The organism is Nonlabens sp. Asnod2-A12, from assembly GCF_045063745.1.
In the GTDB taxonomy this organism is placed as follows: domain Bacteria; phylum Bacteroidota; class Bacteroidia; order Flavobacteriales; family Flavobacteriaceae; genus Nonlabens; species Nonlabens xylanidelens.
In genome coordinates this window covers 1,600,646-1,616,193 of sequence record NZ_JBEFOB010000003.1, presented here as the reverse complement: position 1 = coordinate 1,616,193, position 15,548 = coordinate 1,600,646, and the positions used below count along the sequence as shown (strand labels likewise).

Below are 15,548 nucleotides of genomic sequence, written 5' to 3'. Positions count from 1 at the left end.
AATAAACACAGCATACATTATGTTTAAAAAACTATCCATATTACTAATTGTTTTCAGTTCGACTTTATCTTTTTCTCAAGAAAATAAGATTAGTTCTTCTAACGAAAACTTTGATAACTACGCATTTATTGAAGCTCAAAAAATGTATCTTGAGATTGTAAACAATGGTTATGAAAGTGTAGAGCTCTTTCAGAAATTAGGAGATACTTACTATTTTAATAACGATTATAAGAATGCTCATAAATGGTATTCTAGACTTTTTGAATACAATCAAGATACCATATCAAAAGAATACTATTTCAGGTATATACAATCATTAAAAGCAGTAGGTGATTACACTAAAGCAAATGATTTACTTGCAAAATATAGAAGGATAAATGGAGATGATAATTATATAAAAGAATATGCTAGTGATGTTAATTATCTAGAATTAATAGAGTTGCAGTCTTACAGATTTTCTATTGTAAACGAGCCTATTAATACAAAAAGTCAAGATTTTGGAACAGCTTATTATCGAGGAACAAATAAAATAGTGTTTGCAAGTGCAAAGGATAGCGCTTCCTTAGTAAGTAGAAAACACAAATGGAATGAAAGACAATTTTTAGATCTTTATGAGGCAGATATGGATAGCCTCACTGGAGAGTTAAGTAATGTAACTAAATTTGGTAATGGAGGAGATGAGAAGTTGAACACTAAATTCCATGAAAGTAATGCTGTTTTTACAAAAGATGGAAAAACGGTTTATTACTCTAGTAATAATTATTTCAATAAAAACTTTAAAAAGAGTTCTGACGATGTAAATAAGCTTAAGATATTTAGAGCTCAAAAGACATCTGATGGATGGGGGAATATCACAGAATTAAATATTAATAGTGATGAATTTTCAACAGCACACCCTGCTTTAAATTTAGATGAGTCTCGACTTTATTTTGCTAGTGATAGACCTGGAAGTAAAGTGGGTTTGCAGGGTAGAGTACTTTCTGATATATGGTATGTAGATTTAAATGAAGAAGGTGAACTTTCAGAGCCTGTAAATGTTGCTTCTATTAATACTGCTGGAAATGAATTGTTCCCATTTATTTCTGATAATGGGGATTTATATTTTTCTTCAACTGGACACATGGGGTTAGGAGGTCTAGATATTTTTGTAACGCCATTAAATAAAACTTACAATAAAGAGAAAGTAACAGTTACAAATATAGGTAAGCCGGTTAATGGTCAACATGATGATTTTTCATTTATCATTAATGACAGTACTCAGATGGGATATTTTAGCTCTAACAGACCAGAAGGTAAAGGACTGGATGATATTTATAGATTTGTACAAAATAATCCTCTGGTATGTAAAGACATCATTCAAGGTGTTGTTACCAATGAAAAAACAGGATTGTTAATGCCAGACACACAAGTTAATTTACTAGATGCAGATAATAAAGTAATAGAGTCTGTTGTAGTAGGTAAAGACGCAGCCTATAAATTTAGTGTAAACTGTTCTAGTGATTATTCTATTAGAGCTTTAAAAGAAGGTTATTCTCCTGCTGAGGCTAACACAACTACGCCGAATACAGTGGCAACTATAGATTTACCATTACAAATAAGCAAATCTATAGATGACAGGTTAAAAGATGTGAAAGAAGGAGATGACCTTAATGATATACTAGATATCAACATGATCTACTTTGATTTTGATAAACATAATATACGTCCAGATGCTGAATTAGAATTGCAAAAAGTATTGCGATACATGAAAGCATATCCTACAGTTAGTATAGATATACGTTCTCATACAGATAGTAGAGCGCCAGATGGATATAATATCAAATTAAGTGATAGAAGAGCAAAATCTACTAGAGCTTATTTGATAATGAAAGGAATATCTGCAGACAGACTCACAGCTAGAGGTTATGGAGAGTTTCAGTTAGTAAATGAATGTGCAAACGGTGTAGAGTGTACTGAAGAACAGCATCAATTAAATAGACGTTCTGAATTCATAGTAACTAAAAGATAAAACAAACCTCATCTTAGAGTTAGACTTTAAACTTTAAACTTAAAAAGAAGTCTATATTAAGTTTAGAAAATCATCTATAATAACTTGTGTTTAATAAGCTTGTTGGTTTATGTTTAAGAGATCAACAAGCTTGTAACAAGTTTCTTGAAAAAGAAATAGTAATTATTATCTTTATTGCTATAGTTAGAATTTCAAACGTATGTTTGTGAATTCTATATATTTGATTCATTTCTAAATAAATAAAATATGATAACCCTTAAAGATCTGGCTGCCACCTTAGGAGTTTCAGTTTCGACTGTTTCTAAAGCTTTAAAGGATAGTCCAGAAATAAGTAAAGACACGATTGCTCGTGTAAAAGAAATAGCAAAAGAGCTTAATTACAGGCCTAATACACTAGCACTTAGTCTTAAGAATAGAAAAACCAAGACTATAGGTGTTATTATTCCTGACATCTTGAATGTGTTTTTTGCACGAATACTTTACGGTATAGAGCAGGAATCTAATGCTTTAGGTTATAATATAATTACTTGCCTTTCAAATGAATCTTTTGAGAAAGAGAACAACAGCCTTAATCTTTTAGCAAACGGTAGTGTAGATGGATTTATCATGTCTGTTGCACAAGAAACACAAACTAATGGAGAGGTAAAACACCTCAAAGACACCATTAATCAAGATGTTCCCATCGTGATGTTTGATCGTGTAGCAAATGATGTAGACTGTGATAAGGTAATCATAGATGACTTTAATGCAGCTTTTAGAGGCACCGAGATATTAATCAAAGAAGGTCGTAAAAAAATCATTTTAGTAAATACATTAGGAGATTTAAGTGTTGGAAAACTTAGAATCTTAGGATATAAAAAAGCTTTAGAAAAACACGAGTCTTATAAAGGAGAACCTGTAGTCATAGATATAGAAGATGACAAAGCAATTCTTAATGACCAGTTAGAGAACATCATAAGGGAACACAAAGATATGGATGGTCTATTTTGTATAGATAATGTATCTGGTGTGATGTCTGTTAATATAGCACAACGTATAGGGAAAAAAGTTCCAGAAGAACTATCTGTAATAGGGTTTGCGTCAGATGATATTTCACACTTGTCCTATCCACATCTTTCTACTATTACACAACATGCTGAGGCTATAGGGCAGCAATCTGTACGTATGTTGGTAGCTCGTTTAGAGAGTAAGGAAGAGGCGATACCTACATCTACAGCTACAGTAGATTTCACCATAGAATTAAGAGGTTCAACCTTAGAAAAGTAATGATATCTAGATACTGGTGTGTCCAGTAATAGGTATCATAATAAATAGAACATTAATTCATTTTGTAATGAATAACTAGCCTTAACTACTTAGTAAATGTTTAAGGAATCAAAAGGGTTTCCTTTTGTATTTTTGTTATATAAATTATTAGAAATCATAGAACAAGTAATCTTAGTAAACGAGAACGACGAGCAAATCGGTCTAATGGAAAAAATCGAAGCTCATGAAAAAGCACTATTGCATAGAGCTTTTTCTGTCTTTGTAGTAAATGATAAGAATGAAATCATGCTGCAACAGCGAGCACTAGATAAATATCACTCACCTGGTTTATGGACTAACACCTGTTGTAGCCATCAACGTGAGGGAGAATCTAATATAGAAGCTGGTAAAAGAAGGCTCATGGAAGAAATGGGTTTTGTGACCGATCTAGAAGAGCTGTTTCATTTCATCTATATAGCACCTTTTGATAATGGACTAACAGAGCATGAATTAGATCATGTGATGATAGGCCATTATAACGACGCCCCTCAAATTAATCCAGAAGAAGCAGCCGCATATAAGTGGATGACAGCACAGGCCATAAAAGAAGATATGGCACAGCAACCAGAGATTTATACCGAGTGGTTTAAAATCATTTTTGAAAAATATTATTCCCACATTTCATGATATTAACTGCCTACCGAAAAGCTCATTTTAACGCAGCACATCGTTTATATCGCAAGGACTGGAGTGATGAAAAAAACGCTCAGGTTTTTGGACTATGTAGCAATAAACATTACCACGGCCACAATTATAATATTGAGGTAGGAGTGACAGGAGAGGTAGACCCAGAGACAGGTTATTTAATAGATCTCAAAGTTCTTAAAGACATTATTAAAGAAGAGGTAGAAGACGCCTTAGATCATAAAAACCTTAACGAGCAAGTGCCAGAGTTTGCTTCCTTAAACCCAACTGCAGAAAACATAGCATTTGTAGTTTATAATAAAATTAAAGCAAAATTAGATCCTAAATTTGATCTAGAAATTAAGCTTTATGAGACAGAGCGCAACTTTGTAGTCTATAAAGGACTGTAAAATATATAGATGTATTTCTGTTCCGCTTTCGCGAAAGCGGACTAATTATCAAGAATTTAAAAGTGAAAAAGCAGATAGTTACTATTACGATTCTATGCTATCGTGTAACTCTTTTATTCACTATTTTTGCAACAAATTAAATTATTATGGCAAGTATAAAAAATCTTAAGCAAGACATCAATTACGTATTAGGAGATATCATAGAAGCAGCACTTATCACTCAGGCATTAAGCCCAGAGAAAACTGCAGAGTCTGAAAAGATCGTTGATGATTCTATCGAAGTATTTGACGGTTTAATCGCTAGAGTAAACGACCGCAAAGTAGAAAACCGTAAGGCTCATCTTACTGCAGTACGTTCTGACTTAGAAACTCAAGGAAAAGGACTTATCGATAGAGTTAACGCTCTATAAATTATCCTTAGTGTTATTTATTAATTCAGACAGTTGTTTTCCATAAACAGTTGTCTGAATTTTTTTTGGCATACTTCTATACACGCTATCTAGTAAAATAGGATTTGCCTCACTAGCCTCACTTACTAGTAAATATGGGGCCACCACTTTATCATTATGTAATTGTGCATAATTAATAGCGTGCAACACCTTTTTTCTTAAGTACCTGTCATAGGCAGTATTGATAGAATCTGTTACAGCTAGAGTTCTAGTCTCATCAGTAAGAGACATACTTCTTTTTATTAGATCGGTATAAACCACATTTAGTTTTTTACTATTTTTTAAATAAGTAGCATAAATATCTTGATTTTTAGAACCGCTAAAAGCAGCGTCGTTTACAAAATTATCCCAGGTAGAATTCATGGTCATTGTTGTGTCCTCTGCAAAGAACAAAAGACGGTCATTAAACTCAGTTCCATCCTTTACATCTAGATGTAGGTACATGATTTCTGGTTGACTTAATGATGCTTTAAGGTTAAAATCAGATTCTCCATCAAAAACTACAGAGTCTACATTTACCAGAGTTGAATCTTGTAAACGCTGTAAGAATATTTTTCCGACCTTAATTCCATCTACAGTTCCAGAAATAGAAAAGTTGCTAGAGTTAGAATCACTACAAGATGCTATAAGAGTAATAGCGATAAGAAGGAAGAATACTTTTTTCATGGTAAATTTTTAATGGCTGCAAATATGCACTATATGTTTCAATTATTATAATGTAATTACATGCTAGATTCAGCAATCATACGCATTAAAGTTGTACAAGCTAGAGCTCCTACTGTTCCTACTACATAACCGAAAACAGCTAATAAAACACCAACTGTAGACAGAGATGGATGAAATTCTGCCGCTACTACTGGAGCACTTGCCGCTCCTCCTACATTTGCCTGGCTGCCTACGGCAAGAAAAAAGTATGGTGCTTTGATTAGTTTTGCCATTAATATAAGAAGTCCTGCATGAATAGCCATCCAGATAAGTCCAACAACGATGAGTCCTGGATTATGAACAATTCCTGCAAGATTCATTTTCATACCTATTGTAGCAACTAAGACATAAATGAAAATTGTACCTATCCTACTTGCTCCAGCACCTTCGTATTTTTTCAACGGAGTATAAGAAAGAATAACACCTATTATAGTTACAATAGCGATAAGCCAAAAGAATTGCCCACCTAAAAAACTAAAATAAGATTTTGGGTCTGCAATCCAACTAAAATTTTCAGGAAGAAAATCTGATAAGAAATCTGCGATAAAGTGTGCTATTCCCATTGATCCAAAACCTATTCCTAGCATAACCATCATGTCAGTTAAGGTTGCTTCTCTTTTAATGCTATTTTGATAAGTCGTTACCTTTTCTTTTAATTTTTCAATAGAACTAGAATCTGCACCAAACCATTTGTCAAATTTTGCGGCTTTTCCTATACCTAGTAATAAAAGTCCCATCCAGATATTGGCTACTATAATATCTACGAGTACCATATTACCATATAAGGTTTGATCATAGTTATACACTTCTAACATAGCTGTTTGATTTGCACCGCCACCTATCCAGCTACCTGCAAGAGTAGAAAGTCCTCGCCATACCGCTTGAATACCTTCGCCTCCTACTGTTTCTGGTGATATGCTTCCTACTATTAAAACAGCAATAGGTCCGCCTATGATAATTCCTACTGTTCCTGTAAGAAACATAATCAGTGCTTTGGAACCTAGATTAAATACAGCTTTTAAGTCTATGGAAAGAGTCATGAGAACAAGGGCTGCGGGAAGTAGGTATCTTGATGCAACAAAGTAAACACTAGTTCCATGTTCGATTATTTTGCCGTCGTCAGCTTCAGTTTGCCACTCTGCGGCAATAAGTCCGGTAGAACTTAAAATACTAGGTATGAAATAACACATTAAAAGAGCCGGTACGTATTTGTAGAATTTTGCCCATCGGCCTTCTTTTTTAGAAGAGGTAGCAAATACAAATGCAAGAGAAATCATGAGTAAACCAAATACAATAGCGTCGTTGGTTATAAATGGTTCTGCGGTTTCTACTTCTGTGAAAATCCTATCTCCTAAAATCATAAATTCGTATTTTGAATAGCTGCAAAATACGACTTTATAAGAAGTTGTTTAGGGTAGTTTCGCTTTCGCGAAAGCGATATAGGGAATTATTTTATATTAAAAACTATTTTACAAATGCTGTAATTAGTTCTAACAGTCTTTGATTTAATGGGAAGTTGGGGTTTATGTAGCTTTTAGAAGCTTCTATCTCATCATTTCCCACGGTCTTAAGAACATGGTTCATGTTTTCTATAATCTCAAATGTAGCAGTAGGTGCGGCGTCTTTTAAAAGTTGCGCTTCAGTAGCATCTACCTGCCTATTCTTACTGCCGTTAACAATAAGAACAAGAGCAGAGATGTTTTTTAACTCTGTTGCAGGATCATATTGCATCCATGATTTCATGAAGGGCTGCACCTGTGGGCCTATAATAACATAAAGATCGCGTTCTATGTCTACTACCGGTTTTTCAGATTTCTTTACTCTTTCAAAGGTCTCTGCAGCTACCTTATCTAGACCAGGCTGTTGTTGTGCTATTTGTTGTACAATAACGTTATCAATAGATTGTCCTGCACCGTTAATGGATATAATTCCATCAACATTTTTATCTACAGCAAGCATGGCTACAAGAGATCCCTGACCGTGTCCGGCTAGATATATTTTAGAAAATCTACGGTCGTTTTTGAAAAAATAAACAGACTCTTTTGCGTCTATTATAAAATCACTGAATAATGTCTTATCACTAGGTTTGCGATTTTTTATTTGGGTTAAGATACGCTTGTCATATCTATAAGTAGCAATACCTCGAGTAAGTAAAGAATCTGCAAGTTGTAAATAAGCGTTGCTCTTTGTTCTACGTTCATTACCATTGCGATCTACAGCACCTTGATCGCCTATGATGATGACCAGTGGTACTTTTTCAAAAGTATCTGGTGTGAGTAATGTTCCTTGGATGTTTTTATTAATATTTACCTCAGTAAGATCTTCGGTAGGTTTTTGTGCATTTTTTTTAGAAAAAGCATCTTGCGCTATAGTCACAAGAGGTAAAAGAAGTAAAAGGAATAATGACTTTTTCATGATTTGGCTGTTCTCTATTAATAACGTCCAAATCTAGGCAATAGGTATGCCATTACATATATTCTATTAAAAAAATCTAATTATCGTTTTGCAATCTTATTACCAGTACTACGTTGCATACTGCACTTAAAACGACTCATTTCTGGATCTCGCTGTGCACGATGTTTAGTAGCACGACCTTGCACGCGCTGGCGCCACATTCTAAAACTGCTTTCCTTCATCTCACTGCGCATGATCATGATCACTTCTTTTTCTGTCACGCCGAATTGTGCCTCGATCGCATCAAATGGTGTGCGATCTTCCCAGCCCATTTCTATAATGCGGTCTATCTGACGATCGTTTAAATTTGCTAAAATGTCTTTTGCTCTAGTTCTTGCCATAAAATTAAAGTCGTTAAAATCTCTAATAATTACAGATTGTATTTAACTAAAAGCTGTTTTATTATCGATTTAACAGATTACAGAAATTGCCATAATTCTCGCGATGTTTTATGATGAGACTCTAATAATTATTTTACCACGTTTCTAAATGTAAGATTGATGCGTGGACCTACCTTTCTTTTAGTTTTAGCTATCTGGTGTTTATAAGTATGCTGCGTTTGGTTTTCCATAATAAGCAGGCTGCCATGTTCTAGAGGGAATTTAAAACGCCAATCCTTATTTAAAATATGTTTGAGATGGAAAAATCGTTCTTGACCTAGACTTACAGAGGCGATAGTAGGGTTAGTGCCTAGTTCTTTTTCATTATCTGCATGCCAGCCGTTAGAATCCTGACCATTACGGTATTGATTTATGAGACATACATTAAAGGTGGTGCCGGCTGCTTGCTCCACATCTGCTTTAATCTGTTTCAATGTGTCTGTCCATGGTAATGCGTTAAATTCTATACCGCTGTATCCATAGGCGATATCTGCATCTCCATATAATTGGGTTAATCTTGGCTCGTCATGTGTTTTACCGAATAGCTGTATTTTATTTTGTCGCCACGGTGTTTCAGTTAATAAAGTGTTTTTTAAAAGTTCCGCTTTCGCGAAAGCGTAAAAAGAACCATCATAACGCACCGATGCATCTGGAATATGAGGAAAAGTATCTGAAAACAACTTGTTATGCATGCATATAAAAAACAGGTTCAAACTAGCAAGATAATGAGACTGTCACGTATCTTGCGAAAGATTTAAAACAAATTTATGTATACTTCTCGCATAGCCGGAATGGGGAAATTTGTCCCTGAAAATGTGGTTACTAACGATGATCTTTCTAAAGTAATGGATACTAACGATGCCTGGATACAGGAACGTACAGGAATCCAAGAACGTCGTCACATTAAAAAAGGCGATGGAAATTCTACAGCTACCATGGGTGTTAAAGCTGCAGAAATAGCTCTAGAAAGAGCAAAAATATCTAAGGACGACATCGACATGATCGTGTTTGCAACCCTATCTCCAGATTATTATTTTCCTGGTTGTGGTGTGCAAGTACAAGAAATGATGGGTATTCATACCTGTCCAGCTCTGGATGTAAGAAACCAGTGTAGTGGTTTTATTTATGGACTGTCTGTTGCAGACCAGTTTATTAAAACAGGAATGTATAAAAATGTACTCGTAATAGGATCTGAGAATCACAGTGGTGGTTTAGATTTTTCTACACGTGGTCGTGGTGTGACGGTAATATTTGGAGATGGAGCAGGAGCAGCAGTTCTTACTAGATCAGAAAATGAAGGTCAGGGTATCCTTTCTACGCACTTACATAGTGAGGGAAAACATGCACTAGAATTATCTCTTAAAGGACCATCTACTATGCACTGGGTACCTCAATTAATAGAGGAGAATCCGCAAGAAGATATTCCTTATTATCCTTATATGAATGGTCAGTTTGTATTTAAAAATGCAGTGAGACGTTTTAGTGAGGTGATTATGGAAGGCCTTCAAAAAAATAACCTAGAGGTAGGTGATATAGATATGCTTGTGCCACACCAGGCTAACTTGCGTATATCTCAATTCATACAGAAGAAATTCCAATTAACAGACGATAAAGTCTATAACAATATCCAGAAATATGGTAACACTACAGCTGCATCTATTCCTATCGCTCTTTGTGAGGCATGGGAAGAAGGTAAAGTAAAAGAAGGAGATACGGTGGTTCTTGCTGCTTTCGGTAGTGGGTTTACTTGGGGTAGTGCTATTATTAAATGGTAACAACATCCATAGGTGCGGACTTAAGTCCGCACCTATAGTTGAGCAAATTGATTATTTTTAAAGATGTCCAAAAATAATCTTCAAGTTTATATTCACATTGTATTTTGTACAAAGAATCGAGGTGTGTTAATTTCTGATACAATAGAGAAAAAGTTATACCCATTTATCTGGTCTGTTATAGAAGATAATGATTGTACTCCTTTAATGATTAATGGTATGCCAGACCATGTCCATATATTATTAAAAATGGACTCAAAAGTTTCATTATCTGATTTGATGAGATTCATTAAAGGTAAAAGCTCTAGATTCCTTAATGAGAATTACTCATTTTTAAACGGCTTTGAATGGCAGCGCGGCTATGGTGCGTTTTCCGTTAGCTCAAGTCAGGTATCTCAGGTGGCAGATTATGTCAAAAATCAAAAGCAATATCATGGGGAAGGTTCTATTATTGAAAATATCGAGCTTTAAACCATGTTTCATTCATAGGTGTGGACTTAAGTCCGCACCTATGGATAGAAAATGATATAAATACAAAATCCCGAGCCTGCAAGCTCGGGATTTCTAAATCGTATAATAACACTAACCATTAATTATGAATTATACGATTATGTGTGTCTTTTAAATTTAAGTCTTAAACGTAAAAGACATTAACCTTTGAATTCTTCTTTTTCAATAAAATTCAATTAACCAAATAAATCAGAAGGGTTTATCACGTCCTTCTTTATAAAAGACGATCTATTTTGTATATTGTTACATATTAAATCATAAAAATGTCTAAAAAAACTCTAGTACTAGGTGCGTCACTTAAAGAAGAACGCTATTCTAACATAGCTATTTACCGATTGCGCAAGTTTAATATAGAAACTGTCGCTATAGGATTGCGTGAAGGGCTAGTAGATGACGTAAAAATACATAAGGAACTTATACCTTTTCAAGGGATAAATACGGTAACCCTATATTTAAATGCGCAAAGGCAACCACAATACTATGATTATATCATAAGCCTTAAACCAGAGCGTGTTATTTTTAATCCAGGAACAGAAAATCCTGAATTCTATCAAAAGCTGACAGATCACAATATTGAACATGAAGTGGCGTGTACACTAGTTATGCTGGGGACACATCAATACTAACTTTTTGATTACTAAATGCCGATGCGATTAATAAACCTAAAAAGGTGATGAAACCATTGAGCAATAGTATAAAGAAACCAAATTCAAACCCAAAGTAATAATCAGCGGCGGTGCTTAATGCATAGGCTATGAATGGCGATGCAATAGCAATAAACGGAATAAGTTTATGGTTGACTTGAAGCTTTGTCAGTATCCCAAATCCAAATAATCCCAATAAAGGGCCATAGGTATATCCAGCAAAAACAAAAAGTTTTGTAATCACACTTGCATCTTTAATGATATATTCAAAACTCACGATGACAAGTATGAGGAGAATAGAAAAAGCAACGTGAACGAGTTTGCGCATCCAGCTTTGTTTTTTCTTATCATAGTTTTTTTCTAATCGTAATATATCTACTGAGAACGATGTGGTGAGTGAAGTAAGTGCGCTGTCTGCACTAGAGTATGCTGCGGCAACCAGCCCTAGAATAAAAACGAGTCCTATACCTATTCCCATGCCACTTTGTACGGATATACAAGCAAATAAACTGTCTTTGTAGCCACCTGTTAATTCCGCTTTTGCAAAAGCGGTAAGCAAAACACCTAATCCTAAGAATAACAAGTTCACAAAAGTCAACACAATAGTAAACCAAAACATGTTTTTTTGAGCATCTTTAAGGCTGCGACAGGTCAAGTTTTTTTGCATCATATCTTGATCCAGTCCTGTCATTACAATAGCAATAAAAGCACCTGATAAAAACTGTTTAACAAAATGCTGACCACTTTTCCAGTCGTCAAAAAAGAAGATTTGCGATAAATCACTATCTGCTATAAAGCCAGTAATCTCACCGATACCATTGAGGTTAAGACTGTCTGAAATGTAATAAATACCGACACCTACGGCTATTAACATAAACAAAGTCTGTAGTGTGTCTGTCCAGACTATTGTTTTGATTCCAGATTTAAAAGTGTACAACCAGATAAGAATGACGGTAAGGGTAACCGTTTGCCAAAACTCCACACCCATACTTTCAAACACAAATTCTTGCAACACACCAGCAACCAGATATAATCTAAAACTAGCACCTACCACACGAGAAAGTATGAAGAAGCTAGAACCGGTAAATTGAGCAGCACTTCCATATCTATCGTTGAGGTAACTGTAAATAGAAGTGAGGTTCATTTTATAATAAAGTGGTAATAGCACAGTACCTATGACTAAATAACCGACTACATAACCCAGTACTACTTGAAAATAATTCATGGCACCTTCTTCTACCGCACCAGGAACTGAGATAAAGGTCACACCACTAAGCGATGCACCTATCATCCCAAAAGCGACAATAAACCAAGGCGATGATCGATTACCTCTAAAGAAAGTGGCATTATCACTTTTACGACCAACAATAAATGAGATAGCAACAAGTACTGCAAAGTAACAAGCTATGGTAATAAGTATTTGAGTAGAAGTCAAGATTTTTAATTTTTAATGCTAAGGTAAGAAGGTTCAAGTTCAAACTTAAATCTAAATCTAAATCTAAATTGAAAATAAAAACTGATGTCAGTTCGAGCGCAGTCGAGAACGCTTATTTACGAAAATAGACTGTACGATCTAAAAAAAAAGGTTTCGACTGACGCTCAGTCAAATTTTCTAAGGCACAGGATCATAACCACTACCACCAAAAGGATGACAACTAAAAATACGCTTTAAAGCAAGCCAGCCACCTTTAAAAGCACCGTGTTTGATCAATGCTTCTTTAGAATATTGAGAACAAGTAGGAGAGTAGCGACAACTAGCAGGTGTAAAAGGTGATATCACCGACTGATAAAATCTGATAATCAACAAAAACGGATATGCTAGTATTTTTTTCATAAACCCAGATAGATGTCTTAATTTCTGAAATTACTTTTTAGTTTTGGAGATTTTTGATTTGTTTTAAATCAAAAATCTCTAATCAATAATCCTTAATCAACACTATAACTAGTCCCTTCAGCGCCATCTTTTAAAGAAATTCCAGCCGCAGCTAGTTCGTCTCTTATTTTATCACTGGTGCTCCAGTCTTTATTAGCTCTTGCCGTTGCTCTCAGGTCGATTATTAATTTCATCGCACCATCCATTCCTTTATTAAGTGATGCGCTTCCTTCTTCTTTGGCGTCTTGTAGACCTAAGACATCAAAGAAAAATGCGTTCATCGTTTCTTGAAGGTCTGCTAGATCGCTTGCTGTGATGGTTGCATTTCCATCATTGATAGAATGAATCATTTTTACTGCATCAAAAAGCTCTGCAATAAGAATAGGTGTGTTAAAATCATCATTCATGGCAGCATAACATTTTGCTTTCCATGAAGATAGATCTATAGAAGAGGTTTTAGATACAGGTAATTTATCCATAACCTTCATTGCTTCTGTAAGTCTGTTAAAACCTTTTTCTGCAGCAAGAATTGCATCATTACTAAAATCTAAAATAGATCTATAATGAGCTTGCATCATGAAAAAGCGCACAACACTAGGTGCAAATGCTTTTTGCATAAAGTCGTTTTCTCCAGTAAAAAGCTCTACCGGTAAAATGCTATTTCCAGTAGATTTAGACATTTTCTGACCGTTTAAAGTCAGCATGTTTGCATGCATCCAGTAATTTACAGGGCTGTGGCCATGTGCGGCCTCACCTTGTGCTATTTCGCACTCGTGATGTGGGAATTTAAGATCCATTCCACCACCGTGTATGTCAAATGTTTCTCCTAGGTATTTAGAACTCATTACTGTACATTCTAGGTGCCAGCCAGGAAAACCATCACCCCATGGACTAGGCCATCTCATAATATGCTCTGGACTTGCTTTTTTCCATAAAGCAAAGTCTGCTGGGTTTTCTTTATCGCTTTGAGCAGCCAGTTCACGAGAGTTGGCCATCATATCTTCTAGATTGCGACCACTTAATTTACCATACTCATGGTCTTCATTAAATTTAACCACGTTAAAATAGATAGAGCCATTTTTTTCATAGGCATATCCATTTTTCATGATCGTTTTAATAATCTCTATTTGCTCTACTATGTGACCTGTAGCAGTAGGTTCTATACTAGGTGGGTAGGCATTAAATTGCTTCATTACCGTATGAAAGTCCAGCGTGTATTGCTGTACTACTTCCATAGGTTCTATTTTTTCTAACCTTGCTTTTTTAGAAATTTTATCTTCACCTTCATCTGCGTCATCTGTTAAGTGGCCGGCGTCTGTAATGTTACGTACATAACGTGTTTTATACCCTAAGTGTTTAAGATATCTAAAAACCATATCAAAACTGATAAACGTACGGCAATTTCCTAAATGTACATTGCTGTAAACGGTAGGTCCACAAACGTACATTCCTATGCGACCTTCAGTAATCGATTTGAAAACCTCTTTTTCGCCTTTTATGGAATTGTAAATCCTTAATTCATTGTCTTGATAAAGCGCCATGACTTGTTTTTATGTGATGTTGATGGTGTTGATCTCGCTTTCGCGAAAGCGGAATCTCAATACTAATTATTCTCAAAAATAAACGTAAATATCTAATAGAGCTTAATTGCTAGTTTAGATTTTAAATTTATTCTAAGTAAATGGGTGATTTAAAACTTGGTCTCCATTTTAATGTAATCTAGGAATTCCCTTTTTACTTCTGGATCTTTAAATTTACCACCGAATTCTCCTGTAACGGTACTGCTCTCTATATCTCTAATACCACGACTGTTAACACAAAGGTGTTTTGCGTCTATAATACACGCTACATCTTCTGTATTCATTACTTTTTGTAACTCACGTACAATCTGTATATTAAGACGTTCTTGAACCTGTGGACGTTTTGCATAATAATCTACGATGCGATTCATCTTAGAAAGTCCTACTACGCTACCGTTAGAAATATAGGCAACGTGTGCACGACCTACTATAGGTAATAAATGATGCTCACATGTAGAATAAACCACTATGTCTTTTTCTACTAGCATCTCATTATACTTATACTTGTTGTCAAAAGTACTAGCGTTAGGTTTTTTATCTGGGCGTAAACCTCCAAAAATTTCATTCACAAACATTTTTGCAACACGATTAGGTGTTCCTTTAATGCTGTCGTCTGTCATGTCCATACCTAGAGTTTCTAGTATACTATAGACATCTTTTTTTATAGATTCTATTTTATCAGCATCGCTTAATTCAAATGCATCTGGACGTAAAGGGGTTTGCTCGTTTGAAGAAAGGTGATCGTGATCTTCAATATTATCTAATAGGTCGTCAATTTTCATATAGGTACTGCAATTAATAGCGGCAATTTATTTTAAATGCAAATTTACACAT

General features: G+C 35.0%; 17 protein-coding genes. 8 read left to right on the top strand and 9 right to left on the bottom strand.

The window, feature by feature from the left end; genetic code table 11:
* The first annotated feature begins 19 nt into the window (after window positions 1-19).
* The 5 genes from ACJJVJ_RS07480 (at window position 20) to ACJJVJ_RS07460 (ending at window position 4,757) form a co-directional block, all read left to right on the top strand.
* A complete protein-coding gene (locus ACJJVJ_RS07480; RefSeq protein WP_405369747.1) occupies window positions 20-2,008 on the top strand; it encodes an OmpA family protein in 1,989 nt (662 codons plus the stop codon).
* 246 nt (window positions 2,009-2,254) lie between these two features.
* Window positions 2,255-3,274, top strand: coding sequence for a LacI family DNA-binding transcriptional regulator (locus tag ACJJVJ_RS07475; RefSeq protein WP_405369746.1), 1,020 nt, complete (start codon window positions 2,255-2,257; stop codon window positions 3,272-3,274).
* A 96-nt stretch (window positions 3,275-3,370) separates the two neighbouring features.
* Complete coding sequence (idi, locus tag ACJJVJ_RS07470; protein ID WP_104516008.1) at window positions 3,371-3,940, top strand: isopentenyl-diphosphate Delta-isomerase; 570 nt, start codon at window positions 3,371-3,373, stop codon at window positions 3,938-3,940.
* Window positions 3,937-4,347, top strand: coding sequence for a 6-carboxytetrahydropterin synthase (locus ACJJVJ_RS07465; RefSeq protein WP_104516009.1), 411 nt, complete (start codon window positions 3,937-3,939; stop codon window positions 4,345-4,347). Before idi ends, ACJJVJ_RS07465 begins: the two co-directional genes overlap by 4 nt.
* Window positions 4,348-4,493: 146 nt before the next feature.
* Window positions 4,494-4,757 (top strand): hypothetical protein, encoded by a 264-nt coding sequence (locus tag ACJJVJ_RS07460; RefSeq protein WP_104516010.1) that lies wholly within the window; start codon window positions 4,494-4,496, stop codon window positions 4,755-4,757.
* Here ACJJVJ_RS07460 and ACJJVJ_RS07455 read toward each other — a convergent pair.
* The 5 genes from ACJJVJ_RS07455 to ACJJVJ_RS07435 form a co-directional block, all read right to left on the bottom strand.
* Window positions 4,752-5,462, bottom strand: coding sequence for a DUF4369 domain-containing protein (locus ACJJVJ_RS07455; RefSeq protein WP_405369745.1), 711 nt, complete (start codon window positions 5,460-5,462; stop codon window positions 4,752-4,754). The two genes, ACJJVJ_RS07460 and ACJJVJ_RS07455, sit on opposite strands and share 6 nt — an antisense overlap.
* Before the next feature lie 56 nt (window positions 5,463-5,518).
* On the bottom strand, window positions 5,519-6,862 hold the full coding sequence (locus tag ACJJVJ_RS07450; protein WP_405369744.1) for a DUF819 domain-containing protein: 1,344 nt from the start codon (window positions 6,860-6,862) through the stop codon (window positions 5,519-5,521).
* 103 nt (window positions 6,863-6,965) lie between these two features.
* Window positions 6,966-7,916 (bottom strand): alpha/beta hydrolase, encoded by a 951-nt coding sequence (locus ACJJVJ_RS07445; protein ID WP_405369743.1) that lies wholly within the window; start codon window positions 7,914-7,916, stop codon window positions 6,966-6,968.
* An 80-nt stretch (window positions 7,917-7,996) separates the two neighbouring features.
* The gene (locus ACJJVJ_RS07440; RefSeq protein ID WP_104516014.1) at window positions 7,997-8,296 is read right to left on the bottom strand and encodes a TIGR03643 family protein; all 300 of its coding nucleotides are present in this window, start codon (window positions 8,294-8,296) and stop codon (window positions 7,997-7,999) included.
* A 128-nt stretch (window positions 8,297-8,424) separates the two neighbouring features.
* Window positions 8,425-9,027, bottom strand: a complete 603-nt coding sequence (locus ACJJVJ_RS07435) for an alpha-ketoglutarate-dependent dioxygenase AlkB family protein (RefSeq protein ID WP_405369742.1) — start codon at window positions 9,025-9,027, stop codon at window positions 8,425-8,427.
* A 75-nt stretch (window positions 9,028-9,102) separates the two neighbouring features.
* Here ACJJVJ_RS07435 and ACJJVJ_RS07430 point away from each other — a divergent pair, with 75 nt between their 5' ends.
* From ACJJVJ_RS07430 to ACJJVJ_RS07420, 3 genes are all read left to right on the top strand, one after another.
* Window positions 9,103-10,110, top strand: a complete 1,008-nt coding sequence (locus tag ACJJVJ_RS07430; RefSeq protein WP_104516016.1) for a 3-oxoacyl-ACP synthase III family protein — start codon at window positions 9,103-9,105, stop codon at window positions 10,108-10,110.
* A gap of 63 nt (window positions 10,111-10,173) precedes the next feature.
* Window positions 10,174-10,578 carry an IS200/IS605 family transposase gene (gene tnpA, locus ACJJVJ_RS07425; protein ID WP_405369741.1) on the top strand — a complete coding sequence of 135 codons (405 nt, stop codon included), beginning with the start codon at window positions 10,174-10,176 and terminating at the stop codon, window positions 10,576-10,578.
* 302 nt (window positions 10,579-10,880) lie between these two features.
* Window positions 10,881-11,243 (top strand): CoA-binding protein, encoded by a 363-nt coding sequence (locus ACJJVJ_RS07420; protein WP_104516018.1) that lies wholly within the window; start codon window positions 10,881-10,883, stop codon window positions 11,241-11,243.
* On the opposite strand, the gene ACJJVJ_RS07415 is transcribed toward ACJJVJ_RS07420, so the two are convergent.
* From ACJJVJ_RS07415 to folE, 4 genes are all read right to left on the bottom strand, one after another.
* The gene (locus tag ACJJVJ_RS07415) at window positions 11,218-12,696 is read right to left on the bottom strand and encodes a sodium:solute symporter (RefSeq protein ID WP_405369740.1); all 1,479 of its coding nucleotides are present in this window, start codon (window positions 12,694-12,696) and stop codon (window positions 11,218-11,220) included. The two genes, ACJJVJ_RS07420 and ACJJVJ_RS07415, sit on opposite strands and share 26 nt — an antisense overlap.
* A 177-nt stretch (window positions 12,697-12,873) precedes the next feature.
* The gene (gene yidD, locus ACJJVJ_RS07410) at window positions 12,874-13,095 is read right to left on the bottom strand and encodes a membrane protein insertion efficiency factor YidD (protein ID WP_104516020.1); all 222 of its coding nucleotides are present in this window, start codon (window positions 13,093-13,095) and stop codon (window positions 12,874-12,876) included.
* Window positions 13,096-13,187: 92 nt separating this feature from the next.
* Window positions 13,188-14,675 carry a cysteine--tRNA ligase gene (cysS, locus tag ACJJVJ_RS07405; protein ID WP_405369739.1) on the bottom strand — a complete coding sequence of 496 codons (1,488 nt, stop codon included), beginning with the start codon at window positions 14,673-14,675 and terminating at the stop codon, window positions 13,188-13,190.
* A gap of 149 nt (window positions 14,676-14,824) precedes the next feature.
* Entirely contained in the window at window positions 14,825-15,496 is a 672-nt protein-coding gene (folE, locus tag ACJJVJ_RS07400) for a GTP cyclohydrolase I FolE (RefSeq protein WP_405369738.1), read from the bottom strand.
* Window positions 15,497-15,548: the final 52 nt, after the last annotated feature.